This window comes from Achromobacter sp. GbtcB20, assembly GCF_019091095.1.
In the GTDB taxonomy this organism is placed as follows: Bacteria; Pseudomonadota; Gammaproteobacteria; order Burkholderiales; family Burkholderiaceae_B; genus Achromobacter; species Achromobacter mucicolens.
On the sequence record NZ_JAGXJZ010000001.1, the window covers coordinates 307543 to 320958 of the forward strand.

Sequence of the window (13416 nt, forward strand, 5' to 3'; positions counted from 1 at the left end):
CGCGCGCCGCAGACGTGGCGTCTTGCAGCGCTGGGCGCATTCGCGCTGTTCTGCATCGTGGCCTTCATGACGCTGGGCGCCAATGGCCAGTGGTCATTCGTCATTCCTTTTCGCGGCGGCAAGCTGCTGGCGATGTTGCTGGTGGCCTATGCGGTGGCCGTGTCTTCGGTGCTGTTCCAGACGATCACCCACAACCGCATCCTGACGCCCGCCATCATGGGCTTCGATGCGATGTACCTGCTGATCCAGGCGGTTGTAGTGTTCGGCTTTGGGCAGGCGGCGGCCACCGCCAGTCATCCGGTCGCGGCCTTTCTCCTGGAAGTGTGCGCGATGACGGCGTTCGCGTGCCTGCTGTTCCGCTGGCTGTTCTCCGATGCCGTGCGCAGCCTGCATCTGATGATGCTGGTTGGCATCGTCTTCGGACTGCTGTTTCGCAGCCTGTCCAGTTTCGTCGTCCGGCTGATCGATCCGAATGAATTCCTGGTGCTGCAGGACCGCATGTTCGCCAGCTTCAATTCGGTGCGCATCGAGTTGCTGCCGATCGCGCTGGCGGCCGTCTGCGCGGCTTCGCTCCTTATCTGGCGCATGCGCCGGCGCTACGACGTGCTGGCGCTGGGGCGCGATATCGCCTTGAACCTGGGCGTCGACTACCGGCGCACGCTCATGCTGACATTGGCGGCCATTGCGGTGCTGGTGTCCGTGTCGACGGCTCTGGTCGGGCCCGTGACGTTTTTCGGCCTGCTGGTCAGCAACCTTGCGTATCACGCCATGGGGTCGGACCGGCACCGCCACACCGTGCCGGCCGCGATGCTGCTGAGCGTCATATTCCTGGTCGGCGGCCAGACGCTTCTGGAGCGCGTGCTGGGGCTGAACACCACGGTCAGCGTGGTGATTGAATTCGTGGGCGGCGTGATGTTCCTCGTCCTGATCCTGCGCAGGGGGCGCCGATGATAGAAATCCAGAAGGTCAGCAAGCAATACGGCGACACCGTCGTCATCGACGATGTCAGCCTGGATCTGCCGGCAGGCGGCGTCACCGCCATCATCGGGCCGAACGGCGCGGGCAAGTCCACCTTGCTGTCCATGGTAAGCCGGCTGTTGCCGATGAGCGCGGGGCGGGTGCTGGTCGAAGGCCTGGACGTGACGCGCGCGGACAGCCGCGAGCTGGCCCGGCGCCTGGCCATCCTGCGTCAGGACAACCATCTGCCGCTGCGGTTGACGGTCAGGGATCTGGTGGCGTTTGGCCGGTACCCGCACACGGGCGGGCGGCTGACGATGGATGACAAGGTCCATATCGACCAGGCCATCGCGTATCTGAATCTGGAGCCGCTGGCAGGCCGCTACCTGGACGAGATGTCCGGCGGCCAGCGCCAGCGCGCGTTCGTGGCCATGGTGCTGTGCCAGGACACGCGCTACGTGTTGCTGGACGAGCCGCTGAACAGCCTGGACATGAAGCACGCCGTCGCCATGATGGGCACGCTGCGCCGGGCAGCCGATGAACTGGGCAAGACGGTGGTGCTGGTGCTGCACGACATCAATTTCGCATCCAGCTACGCGGACCGCATCGTGGCGATGCGTCAGGGGCGGATCGCCCGGCACGGCACGCCGGCCGAACTGATCCGGCCGGACGTGCTGAGCGATCTGTACGAGCTGCCGATTGACGTGCACGAAATCGGCGGCAAGCGCATCTGCGTCTACTACCGGTAAGGCGGCGGGCCGCTTACTGGGTCAGATCAAGCGCATAACGCGACAGCTGCGTCACCGGGTCCGGCGTCGCGTCGTACACCGAGACGTTGGTCACGCCGTGCGCCGTGGCCATCGCCAGCGTGCCCGGCACCGACGAAAACACCACCGGTCCGGCAAGCCCGCTCACCTGCGTGAAGCGCCAGCTGCGATCCAGCCCGAAAGTGGCCAGGTCGAGCGTGGGGTTCTTCTTGATGTAGGCGATCAACACGTCGCGGCTGGCATCCGGCGCTTGCAGCACGATGTCGCCCTTGCCGCCGGCCAAGCCGGGGAAATCGCCGCCACCGCTGGCGCGGTAATTGTTGGTCACCACCAGGAACTGCGCGGTCAGGTCCAGCGGCGCGCCGTTGTACGTCAGCGCCTTGATGCGCGAGCCCTTCGGCTGCGTCACGTCGATTTCATACCGCAGCGCGTTGCCCGCCGCATACAGCACGTCGAAATTGAACGTGGGAAAGCCGGTGTCGATCAGGTCCTGCGGCGCGACCTGTGCGGGGTCGATCTGCTTGAACTGCTCGGCCGTCTTCTCCAGCCACTGGCGCACGATGTCGCCGCTGACTCGCACCACTTGCAGCGTGTTCGGGTACAGGTACAGGTCGGCCGCGTTGTTGATGGCGACGTTGCCTTGCTTCACATACGTGAAGTCGCCGGGACCGTTGCGGCCGCCCTTGAACGGCGCTGCAGCCGACAGGATCGGCAGGCCCGCGTACGACGGGCTGTTTTTGGCGATGTAGTCGGACAGGTAGTCGATCTGCGCCATGTTCACGATCTGCAGCGCGGACACGTCGCCTGCCAGCGCGTAGTACGTGGCCATGTCGAACTGGCTTTGGCCGATCGGCGTCTTCACATAGCCGATGGTCGCGGCGTGCTCGGCCTGCACCAGCTGCTGCGCGGCCGAGTCAGGCGCGACGTAGGTCGCGGGCGTGGATCCGCTTTGCGCGGTCAGCCTTGTCGAGATGCGTTGCACCTGCGTGGCGTCCTTCTGCACCTTCCAGCCCTGGTCGTACGCCAGCTTGAGCGTGATCTGGCCCAGGTTGTTGCCCCATTGGCCGGCTTGTACGGTGGGCACGCCGTTGATCAAGCCCTTTTCCAGTTCGACGCCCGGCTGCCCGGCAAACTGCGACTTGGCGTTCGTGTCGGGAAAGAGCAGATGCTGGTGGCCCGTGATGAGCGCATCGATGCCCGCAACCTGACTGAGATAGCCCGCGCCGTTTTCCATGTCGGGGCTGTAGGCCGTGGCCAGGTCGATGCCGCCATGCGCCAGCGCCACCACCAGGTCCGCGCCCGCGGCCTTCATCTCCGGCACGTAGCGCGCCGCGGTCTCCTTCCAGCCCGTGACTTCCACGTGGCCTTCCAGATTGGCCTTGTCCCATTGCATGATGGGCGGCGGCGCAAAGCCGATCACGCCCACCTTGAGGGGCACGTCGATGGACTTGCCAGTGGTGTCGGTCGCCTTGAAGGTCTTTTCCAGCAGCACGTACGGCTTGAAGATCGGCTGCTTGGAGGCGGCCGAGACAACGTTGGCCGACACGAACGGAAATGCCGGGGCGGCGCAATCCTTGGCGCCCGCCGGGTTCGTCTGCGCCGTGCCCTTGCCGATGCCGGCCAGCCCGAAGTCCACATTGGTAATCTGCGACAGATAGGGCAGGCCGTAGTTGAACTCGTGGTTGCCCATCGTGGCCGCGTCGTACGACAGCAGCTTCATCTGCTTGTAGATCGCGATCATGTCGGAACACTGCACCGGCGACACCAGCGCCTGATAGTCCGACAGCGCCGTGCCCTGCACCGTGTCGCCGTTGTCGAACAGCAGCGTGTTCGGGTGCTGCTTGCGCGCATTGGCGATCAGCGTGGCCGTGCGGTCCATGCCGTAGCTCTTGTCTTCGGCAAGCTTGTAATAGTCATAACCGAGCACGTTCGCATGCAGGTCCGTGGTGCCCAGAATCGCGACGTCCAGCGTGGCGCCTTGCGGCACGCTGGCCTGCGGCGGCGTCTCGGGCGCGGCAGTGTCGTCGTCATCGTCATCGCCGCCGCAGGCGGACAGACCGGCTACCAGCGCAAAGCTGGCGGTGACTGCATAGATCTTGCGTAGGTGTGGCTTCACCGTCTTTCCTCCGTGTTGAAGGAAAGAATTTTGGGGACGGTGTGTGACCTACCCGTGACATGCGCGGGGCCAAATCAACGCAGGGGAGACTCGCGCGTCAGGCAATCCGCTTCCAGCGCGGCCAGCGCATCCAGGAACCGCCATGCGAACGATCCCGGTCCGTCGGCATGTAACGCGGCGCGCTGGCCCGCAATGCCGAAGCACGACAGCGCGGCCACGGCCGCGGCAAACGCATCGTTGCGCGATACCGCGGCAAACGCCCCGACCACCGCGCTAAGCGCGCACCCGGTGGCGGTCACGCGCGGCATCAGCGGCGAGCCGCCCGTGATGTGTACGGCGCGTGCGCCGTCCGTCACGTAATCGGTTTCGCCCGTCACTGCCACCACCGTCTGGCGCTGCGTGGCGATGTCCCGGGCAGACTGCTCGGCATGCGCCACGGCGTCGCGCGCATCCACGCCTTTGCCCGAGCTGAGGCCGCCGGCCAGCGCAATGATCTCGGATGCGTTGCCGCGGATGATGGCGGGCTTGAGGTCCAGCAGCCGCTGGATGGCGTCACGGCGAAAGGCGGTGGCGTGGTGTGCGACCGGATCAAGCACCCAGGGAGTACCCGCGTGCGCGGCGGCCTTGGCCGTCAGCAGCATGCTTTGCAGCCAGGGCGAGGAAAGCGTGCCGATATTGATGACAACCGCGCCGGCGAATCCGGCGAACTCGGGGGCCTCTTCTTCGGCGTGGACCATGGCGGGCGACGCCCCGATCGCCAGCACGGCGTTGGCCGCGTAGTTCATGGACACGAAGTTGGTCAGGCACTGCACCAGCGGCGCGTCACGGCGGACGGCGGACAGCAGGTCCTGGGCGTGATGAGCGAGGGGAGTCAGAAGGGAATGGGGCATGCCGGGCGGATGTTGCGCGGGGACGCGCTCCCCGGGTTGATGGCGTATGTTCCCGGGGGAACCCGGGAGGTGTCAAGCTCGCGTTGCGCAACAGCACGCCGGCCATACCCAATTTGAGGTACGGGCAGCTTTCACGCCCGGTTCACAATCATTGACCGGCCCCGGATCGTCGTGATGATTGGGCGCACGACGATATCGTCCGGGCGTCATGACCCCTGAAGCCAAGCAGAGGAACCGCCATGCTGAGTTCCGAACAACTTCAACGCGTGTTTCCCAACTGCAGAGCCCCCGCCGAGTGGGCGCAAGCGTTGGCGCCCGCGTTTCAGAAGTACGAAATTGAAACCCCTGACCGCATGGCGAGTTTTCTGGCGCAGACGGGCTATGAATCCAGCCAATACAACCGGATCGAGGAAAACCTTAATTACTCAACCGCCGCGCGGTTGACCAAGGTGTGGCCCAAACGATTTCCGGATGAAGCGTCCGCGATGCCCTACGTGAATAACCCGCAGGGACTCGCAAATCTGGTTTACGCAAACCGGATGGGCAATGGCGATGAGTTAAGCAACGATGGTTACCGATATCGCGGACGAGGCATCATCCAGCTGACGGGACGCAGCAATTACGATTCGGCAGGCGATGCGATGGGCGTTGACCTGGTCAACATGCCCGAGTTGCTGGCCGACCCGAAATGGGCGGCGCTGAGCGCGGGTTGGTATTGGCAGTCGCGTGGGTTGAATGAGTTGGCCGATGACCGGACCCATGACGACGATCTGGAAGACTTTGCCCGGATTACGCGGCGCATCAACGGGGGACTGGCGGGGCTGAAGGAGCGCTTTGCCTTGTTCAAGCGCGTTTATGCCGAACTGATGCGATAGCCCGGCGGCAACGCGCCGCCTGCCCGGCGCATGTTGCATCGGGCAGGCGGCGTTTCATGTACTGCTTGGTTCGCAGCGCGACGCTTACGTCGTGGCGCGGTAGCGGTTACGCAGGTCGCGGATCTGGTCGTGGTTGTGCAGCACGCCCTGGTATTGACGTTCGACGATGGCACGCACATTTTCCGGCAGCGTTTCCTTCAGCGCCTTGTCGTAGTCGGCCTTGGCCACGTCCTCGCCTTTCTCGCATTCCTCGAGCAGCGTCAGGTCGGTGCGGCTGGAAACCGCTGCCTTGATGTTGGTCCAGCCACGGTGCATGGCGCCGGCCACCGTGCCGCTGTCTTCGGGCTCGCCGCCCATCTGCGCCACGAGCGCTTGCAGTTCTGCGGCGCCAGCGGCGCAATCGCGGGAGCGGTTGCGAAAGAGTTCCTGCAACTCGGGAGCCTTCGCGTCCTCGGCCGCCGAAGCGAAGCCCTTCTCGCCGTTCTTCGACGTTTCGATGAGGTTGTTCAGCACCTTGATCACATGATCGGCCATATCGGTCTCCTTGGTTTGGAAGGATCAGGCAGCGGGGTGCTGCCTGTGGAACCGGATATTCAGCAAGCGGCGTGCCCGGCCCGCATCGCGGCCGGGCAATCGAGGTCGCCGAGGTTGCGCTAGACGCGCGGGCAAGTGGAACCGGCTTTCAGCGCATCCAGTTCCGGATCGGTCATCTCCAGCGCCAGCGACGCCATCGCGCAGGTGACCGCCAAGGCGTTGCGCAGTTCGTCTTCCCGGATGATGTCCGGCAAATCGCCGCGCGACAGGATGTGGCGCACGCGCGATTCGGGTTTCTCGAAGCCCGCAACCAGACGCAGGGCAGGAATGCCTTGCTTGGCGAAATTGGCGTGGTCGGAGTTCGGCATGAAAGGCAGCCAGTGCGACACTGGCGCCCCGGCGCGCGCGGCGGTGTCCTGGACCACGTCCGCCAGCGCCGGATAGTCGCTGATCAGCGCGCAGAGCGTGTCGTCGCCCGCAACGGTGTCCAGATTGATGTCGAACTTCAGCCGCTGACGCTCGGCGGCCGGCATGTCGGCCAGGTAGCGGGCCGACCCGGCCAGCGCCCATTCTTCAGCGGTGAAGAAGCAGATGCGCAGTCCGGGCGTGCCGGGCCCCAGCCGTTTAGCCAGCAACCGCGCGGCAGCCAGCGCGACGGCAACGCCCGTGGCATTGTCCAGTGCGCTCTGGCCGAGGTCATGGCCGTCCATGTGGGCGCTGATCACGATCCGGCTGTCCCGGCCGCCGGCCAGGTCCAGAACGCCGGCGCAGGCCATCGAATCGCGCAACTCTTCGCCCTGGATCTGCAAGCGGACACGGGCGCCGGACCGGGCGGTCAATGCGGAAGCGGCTTCGTGGCCAATATAGGCCGCGGGAATGCCCGCGCCGTCGCGGGGGCGGCCGGAAGAGCCGGACAAGGGGCCCGCGCCGGGCAGCGTGTTGGCAATGAGGAAGGCGGCAGCGCCCTGAGCGACCGCCATGTCGTATTTGCGGCGGCGGTGCACGTGCGTTTGCGAGAACGGATATTCATGTCGCACCAGCACGATCCGGCCGCGCACGGCATCGCCAGCACGCTCGAAGTCCTCTGGGCGGCCCGCGCCGACATCCAGCACTTCGCCTTCCAGGCCTTGCGCGGACGTGGAGGCCGAGCGCAGCAGGGGCACGCACTCCAGATCCTCGGGCGCGTCGCCTAGCAGAGTCAGGCGGCTGGATAGGCAGCGCCAGCCCTCGTAGGACACCGGCACGCGCCGCACGTCGGGTCCGATTTCCCGGAGCCGGTCCAGCGCCCAGTCCATGGCTGCATCGTCCTGCCCGGTGCCGGACAGGCGACCGCCAAAACTGCAAAGAGTCTGGAAATCGTGCATCAAGGCCGCGTCGTCGGCGGCCTGCTGTTGCCAGCTTGTCGTCATCAATGTCTCCGGCGCCGCGCGCATGCCGCGCGGCGCTGCTTGCGTGTTATTCGAAGGTGATATTGGCGCGCTGCACCAGATCGGCCCAGCGGGCGAAGTCCTGCGTCAGCAACGCCTTGAGGGCTGCGGCGCTGGTGTCGGGCGGCAGGTTCATGCCCACGCTGGCGAGCCGCTGCTTGACGGGCTCGGACTGCATGACCTTGGCCATCGCTTCCGACAGTTTTTTCTGGACGGGCTCAGGCGTGCCGGCCGGCGCGACCAGTCCCCACCAGCTTTGCACGGTCAGGCCCGGGTAGCCCAGTTCCTGGAAAGTCGGCACGTCCGGCGTGCCGATCTGACGGGCGGGCGAGGACACGCCAATCGGCTTGATCTTGCCGCTCTGGAACAGGGCAACGGCCGAGGCCATCGTCGTAAAGCTGGCGTCGATCTGGCGGCCGGCCAAGTCATTGACCGATGCCGACGCGCCCTTGTAGGGGATATGCGCGAGCTTGGTGCCGGTGTTTTGCATGAACAGTTCGGCCATCAGATGGGTCAGCGAGCCGTTGCCGCCCGAACCGATGGAGACGGTGTCCGGCTTGGCCGAAGCGATCTTGACCAGCGACGGCACGTCCTGCGCCTCGAACCCGGGATTCACGAACAGGTACATGGGCGACAAGCCCAACAGCGTGATCGGCGCGAAATCCTTTTTCGCGTCGTATTTCACCCGGTCCTTGTACAGCGCCGGTACGATGGTGAACGGCACGTCGGCCAGCAACAGCGTGTAGCCATCGGGCGCTTCGGTCGCCACGTAGGCGGTGCCCAGCATCGATCCCGCACCGGCGCGGTTTTCCACCACGACGGATTGCCCAAGTTCGGCGCTCAATTGATCGCTGAGCGCCCGGGCCACTACGTCCGAGCTGCCGCCCGCCGAATACGGCACGACGATCTTGACGGGTTTATCGGGATAGGCGGCCGAGGCGGATTGCACGCTTGCGAAGCACGCGGGAATGGCCATGGCGGCCAGCAGTTTTTTCCACTTGAACATGATTTTTATGGTGATCCATGAATTATTCACGTCATTGTGGTGCGCGCGCTGGCCCCCCGCAAAGGAAGTATGCGCATAGGATATTCCAAACTGGAATAGGTGCTTTTGCGGGGCCGGCGGCCTGAAAGCAGTCAGGTTCTAGGCAATGCCCGCGTATTGCCGCGTTTGCCTGTTCAGCGCCTGGCCCTGGGCGATGACCCACTCGCAGAACGCTTCGCAGTAGGGGCCGCCGACGTTGGGACGGGGCTGCATCAGGTGATAGCCGTAGCGGCCTTCGATGGCCTCGCCGAAGGGCCGCACCAGGCGTCCCGACTCCAGATGCTCCAACACCATGCACAGCGGCATGATGCCCGCGCCCAAGCCATTGAGCACCGCCGGCAACAGGATCGAAAAGCCTTCGTATTCCGCCGCGGTGGCGGCGGGACCGGACCACAACGGGGCGACGTCGGCGCGCCACTCGTCCCAGCCATAGCCGCGCTGGGCGCGCTTGAGCAAGGGCAATCGGGCGATGTCGTCCACGCACTTGACCGGATGGCGCTTGATCACCGAGGGCGCTGCCACCAGCGCCATTTCGCGGCCGCACAGATACTGCGCGCTCATGCCCGACACATATCCCGTGTGAAGCTGGATTTCCGCGTCGAACCGTTCGGAGCGGTCGCGGCCATGCAGCAGGCGAGGGCGGATGTTGACGCGGATCTCAGGGTGCAATTCAAAGAACTCGGCCAGCCTGGGCAGCAGGAAAAACTGCGCAAACGACGGCGAGACCGCCACGTTCAGGGCGACGCGCGACGCGGGGTTGGCGACCAGCGCGTCAGCCTCGTCGATGAGCCGCACCGCCGCGCTGATGCGCTCCAGGTAGAGGGCGCCCGCGTACGTCAGCCGCAGCCCCGCAGGCATGCGCTTGAAGAGCGCGGTGCCCAATCGGCCCTCCAACGCCGCCACGTGTTTGCTGACCGCGCTTTGCGTCAGGCTAAGCGCTTCGGCCGCGCGGCTGAAGTTCAGCGTTTCGGCGGCGGTGAGGAAGATGCGCAGCGAAGACAGGGAGTTGCGGGAGCCTTTCATGGGAAGCGGGGCGTGAGAGTAGGGTGGCGCTACTGTACTGCGTGCGCCCGGACGGTAAATCGCATGCGGGCGCACGTCGCACCATAGTCAGGGGTAATCAATTCGCCAGACCGGCTCGAGGTGATTTTCTCCATTGCGCGGGAGTCACGCCAAGATGCTGCTTGAACACGCGTTGAAACGCCGCGTCCGACTGATAACCCACGCGCTCGGCGATGCCGCCGATGGATTCGCCACTTTCGCGCAAGAGTTGTGCAGCCTTTGACATGCGTATGTCCGTCAAATACTCCGTTGCTGAACAATCCAGCGCTTCCTGGAAATGCCTGACAAAAGTGGCGCGGGACATATTGCAAAGGGCAGCCAGGTCAGGGAGTGTCCAGGCTTGTCCCGGCGCTTGAAACATCTGATTCAAGGCCGGCGCCAAGCGCGGGTTGTTGGTTAATGCAAGCAATCCAGATGCGGCTTGTTCGGCTTTTGCCGCATGTCTCAATGCGACTGCCATCAGCGCAGTGGACAAGGCGTTAAGGATGGCGAGGCCGCCTAGCTGCTCATTCATTGACTCATTGCGGATTAAACCGATCAGGTTATTGAGCTCGGTGCTCCGGTCGGCCTGATTATCCGGATTGGTGTTGACGATCAGAGCAGGAGGCAGATGCTTGCGCATGAGCCTGTCATAGGGTTCCTTCAGCATGAATCGTCCACACAACATGTCCATCTTGGCACCCGGCCCTTGATTTTCGCCGACCGTGATGTTGGCGAGACTGCGCTTTTTGATCGGCAGGGGCGCCTTGCCACTTCCGTCATGCAGGACATGCGGGCCACCGTCAACCGCCATGAAGATCGTCCCTGCCTCAAGAAGCTGCGGCGGCTGATCTGGAAGTTCAAGCACGGCACTGCCGCTCAGTATCACGTGATAGGGAATCTCGTCGGCAGGCGCCTGTTCAAACGTCTCGCGCCACGGGGCACCAAACAAGCAGCGCACCTCCAGGCGTCCTCTCACGGTCACGATATCCAGCAGGTTGCTTAGCCAGTCAGTATTGGTCATGTTCGCGAATTCAGCGCTTTCAGGTGTGTGAGACGAATGAGCATATTGTTGAGCCTTGCTCGTCTTCAGCAACGTCGTTGAGAGAAATACAGTGACTACTCCCATCTTTGCTCTCAAAGGAGTTAGTCATGTCCCGAATCGTTACCCCTCCGGTTGAGTCTGCCTCTGGAGCCACTGCAGAACTCTTTTCCCAGATCAGCAAGGCGGCTGGTCGCGTCCCGAATGCCTACGCGGCCATCGGCGCACACAACCCTGCCGCCCTGAAAGCCATCTTGCAGGCGGACAGTGTGCCCGGCACCTTGAGCAGACAGGAAAAGGAAGTCATCAAGCTGGCCGTCAGTTCGGCATCGGGTTGCGATTACTGCCAAGCCGCGCACTTCCTGGTTGGCAAGCTGGCAGGCGTTCCGCAAGAGACGTTGAAGCAGGTCATTGCAGATCAATCTACCGGAAACGTGCGTTTCGATGCGCTTACCCGCTTTGTTCGCAAGCTTGCAAGCAACCCTGGCACGCTTGCCGACGAGGCCTTTACCGATATCAAGTCCGCTGGATTCAGCGATGCCGAAATCATTGAAATTGGCTTGGTCGTCTCTGTGATCACATTCACCAATATCTTCAATCGCGTGAACGATACGGCAATCGATTTTCCACAAATTCCGTAATCGCGGCGCGCGGAAAACACGCCGGGAACATTTTTCCGGCGTGTTGGAATCAGTTGATATAAACGTTGTCGCGCTTGCTGCGGGCCTGCAAGACCAAGGCCTTCGGCGTAACGCCATGCGACCGCATGAATGCGCGACGCATGCGCTCTTCATCGCCAAATCCCGTCAGCGAGGCAATACGGCTTACTGATGCATGGCCCTGATCAATGAGCGTCTCGGCAGCCTCGATTCTTAGCTTTTCAATCGCCTTTGCGGGCGCCATGCCTGTTTGCATTTGAAAAATCCGGCTGAAATGACGGGGACTCCAATGCACGTGTTCCGCCAGATCCTCGACGCTCAGATCCTTGCTCAGGTTCTCCTTTGCAAATCTCAGGGCTTCCTTGACGCGATCAGAGCTAGGCTCCATTTCCGCCATCGCCGAGAACTGCGACTGCCCACCCGTGCGGCGGTGGTAGACGACCATGAGGCGCGATATGGTCTTGGCGATTTCCACGCCTAGGTCAACCTCGACCAGCGCCAACGACAAGTCGATGCACGCTGTCACACCGGCCGATGACCACATGTCGCCATCCTTGATGAAGATCTTGTCCTCGTCAACCTGAATTTCGGGATTTTGCTCCTGCAGAAGTCTTCCGAAGTACCAGTGCGTAGTGGCCCGTTTACCGTTCAGCAGGCCAGTCTTGGCCAGGATGAAGGCACCTGTACAGATGCTTGCCACGCGCCGGGTTGCTCCGGCTGCGTGTCGAATTTTATCGATCATGTCAGGTGTCGCATTGGGAATGCTTGTAGCACCTGCGATGAGCAGCGTGTCATAGCTTCCCCAACCTATCGCCTCGGTGCCGACAACGACGCCGGTCGAACTTTCAATGAGTCCGCCCGAGACCGATAAGGCAGCGAATTCGTACACCACGTCTTTCTGCAAGCCGTTTGCAAATTCGAAAACGGTGAGGGCAGCCAAATCCAAAGCTTGGAAGCCCGGATAGACGACCAGTCCGATGCGCTTAATCATGGAAGTCCTTAAATGCGTTTTTCTGATTGTTGAAGACATTGCCATCGAAACTCTGCAATGTCAATTGTTGCTTATTAAACAGTCACTTAATGGCGGGGTGTGTGTGTTTCGGCGTAAGTGATGGCAGAAATTGCGTGTTTGTTGTCTGAAATGCCATATCCGCTGGTAGCACAATGACTTCATCGCATCAACAACGCAACGCAGCACATCAACTAAGGAGCTTGACCATGACTGACAAAACCGCACTTATCACTGGCGCGTCTTCCGGAATCGGCGCCGTCTATGCCGATCGACTGGCTCGTCGGGGCTTCGACCTGATCCTGGTGGCCCGCAACCAGGATCGACTGAGCGCGGTCGCAGAAAGGATCTCGACCGCCACCGGGCGCAACGTGCAAACCGTCAACGCTGATCTGGGCAGCAACGAGGGAGTGGCGCGAGTCGAAACCATTCTGGCCAATGGCGGCATCGACCTGCTGCTCAACAACGCCGGCTTCGGCGCGGTGACGCCGCTTGCGCAGAGCGATATTGGCGAGATGGTCAAGATGATCGACCTCAACGTCACAGCCCTGACTCGCCTGACCTATGCCGCCGCGCCCGTCTTCATCAAGCAAGGTGGCGGCACCATCATCAACATCGCTTCCATCGCAGCCATCGGCCCGGAAATCCTGAACGGCGTGTACGGCGGCACCAAGGCGTATGTCCTGGCGCTTACGCAATCCCTGCATCATGAATTGGCAGCCAAGGGCTTGCGCATTCAGGCCGTATTGCCAGGCGCCACCGCGACTGAATTCTGGGACGTGGCAGGACTGCCGCACAGCAACCTTCCGGGCGAGATCGTCATGCGCACGGAGGACATGGTCGATGCCGCTCTGACCGGCCTTGATATCGGGGAGGTCGTGACCATTCCCCCACTGCAAGACGGCGCGGATTGGGACAACTTCGAAGCCGCTCGCAAGCAACTTTCCAGCCGCTTTGGTCACTCGTCGCCGGGCGCACGTTACTTGGTCAAGTGATCCCGCCTCGCTGCAGAACCCGGTGCGCGCGCTCCCATTTCTTCGTCTGGCGTACGGAC

Annotated in this window: 13 protein-coding genes; 5 read left to right on the top strand and 8 right to left on the bottom strand. The window is 62.9% G+C overall.

Going from position 1 to position 13416, the window contains the following annotated elements; translation table 11 throughout:
- Window positions 1–66: 66 nt before the first annotated feature.
- Window positions 67–951, top strand: a complete 885-nt coding sequence (locus KVT32_RS01435) for an iron chelate uptake ABC transporter family permease subunit (RefSeq protein WP_128828812.1) — start codon at window positions 67–69, stop codon at window positions 949–951.
- The gene (locus KVT32_RS01440; protein WP_056318953.1) at window positions 948–1706 is read left to right on the top strand and encodes an ABC transporter ATP-binding protein; all 759 of its coding nucleotides are present in this window, start codon (window positions 948–950) and stop codon (window positions 1704–1706) included. Before KVT32_RS01435 ends, KVT32_RS01440 begins: the two co-directional genes overlap by 4 nt.
- Before the next feature lie 13 nt (window positions 1707–1719).
- Here the strand turns inward: KVT32_RS01440 and KVT32_RS01445 are convergent, their stop codons facing one another.
- On the bottom strand, window positions 1720–3840 hold the full coding sequence (locus KVT32_RS01445) for a 5'-nucleotidase C-terminal domain-containing protein (protein ID WP_152384738.1): 2121 nt from the start codon (window positions 3838–3840) through the stop codon (window positions 1720–1722).
- 74 nt (window positions 3841–3914) lie between these two features.
- Window positions 3915–4730, bottom strand: coding sequence for a hydroxyethylthiazole kinase (gene thiM, locus KVT32_RS01450; protein ID WP_056318960.1), 816 nt, complete (start codon window positions 4728–4730; stop codon window positions 3915–3917).
- Window positions 4731–4969: 239 nt separating this feature from the next.
- Between thiM and KVT32_RS01455 the strand changes: the two genes are divergently transcribed.
- Complete coding sequence (locus tag KVT32_RS01455; protein WP_062840761.1) at window positions 4970–5605, top strand: glycoside hydrolase family 19 protein; 636 nt, start codon at window positions 4970–4972, stop codon at window positions 5603–5605.
- Between the two features lie 84 nt (window positions 5606–5689).
- Here the strand turns inward: KVT32_RS01455 and KVT32_RS01460 are convergent, their stop codons facing one another.
- The 5 genes from KVT32_RS01460 to KVT32_RS01480 all read right to left on the bottom strand — a co-directional run bounded on the left by KVT32_RS01460 (window position 5690) and on the right by KVT32_RS01480 (window position 10781).
- Entirely contained in the window at window positions 5690–6139 is a 450-nt protein-coding gene (locus KVT32_RS01460; RefSeq protein WP_142054773.1) for a PA2169 family four-helix-bundle protein, read from the bottom strand.
- Between the two features lie 119 nt (window positions 6140–6258).
- Complete coding sequence (locus tag KVT32_RS01465) at window positions 6259–7548, bottom strand: M28 family peptidase (RefSeq protein ID WP_217617547.1); 1290 nt, start codon at window positions 7546–7548, stop codon at window positions 6259–6261.
- Between the two features lie 46 nt (window positions 7549–7594).
- Complete coding sequence (locus KVT32_RS01470) at window positions 7595–8572, bottom strand: tripartite tricarboxylate transporter substrate binding protein (protein ID WP_217617548.1); 978 nt, start codon at window positions 8570–8572, stop codon at window positions 7595–7597.
- Window positions 8573–8710: 138 nt separating this feature from the next.
- The gene (locus tag KVT32_RS01475) at window positions 8711–9634 is read right to left on the bottom strand and encodes a LysR substrate-binding domain-containing protein (RefSeq protein WP_056318978.1); all 924 of its coding nucleotides are present in this window, start codon (window positions 9632–9634) and stop codon (window positions 8711–8713) included.
- Between the two features lie 97 nt (window positions 9635–9731).
- Window positions 9732–10781, bottom strand: a complete 1050-nt coding sequence (locus KVT32_RS01480) for a cupin domain-containing protein (protein WP_371825559.1) — start codon at window positions 10779–10781, stop codon at window positions 9732–9734.
- A gap of 23 nt (window positions 10782–10804) precedes the next feature.
- Here KVT32_RS01480 and KVT32_RS01485 point away from each other — a divergent pair, with 23 nt between their 5' ends.
- Window positions 10805–11335, top strand: a complete 531-nt coding sequence (locus KVT32_RS01485) for a carboxymuconolactone decarboxylase family protein (protein WP_217617549.1) — start codon at window positions 10805–10807, stop codon at window positions 11333–11335.
- A gap of 49 nt (window positions 11336–11384) precedes the next feature.
- On the opposite strand, the gene KVT32_RS01490 is transcribed toward KVT32_RS01485, so the two are convergent.
- Window positions 11385–12344: a GlxA family transcriptional regulator gene (locus KVT32_RS01490; protein ID WP_254636712.1), complete on the bottom strand. Its 960-nt coding sequence runs from the start codon at window positions 12342–12344 to the stop codon at window positions 11385–11387.
- A gap of 227 nt (window positions 12345–12571) precedes the next feature.
- Here KVT32_RS01490 and KVT32_RS01495 point away from each other — a divergent pair, with 227 nt between their 5' ends.
- Window positions 12572–13357, top strand: a complete 786-nt coding sequence (locus KVT32_RS01495) for an SDR family oxidoreductase (protein WP_152384732.1) — start codon at window positions 12572–12574, stop codon at window positions 13355–13357.
- Window positions 13358–13416: the final 59 nt, after the last annotated feature.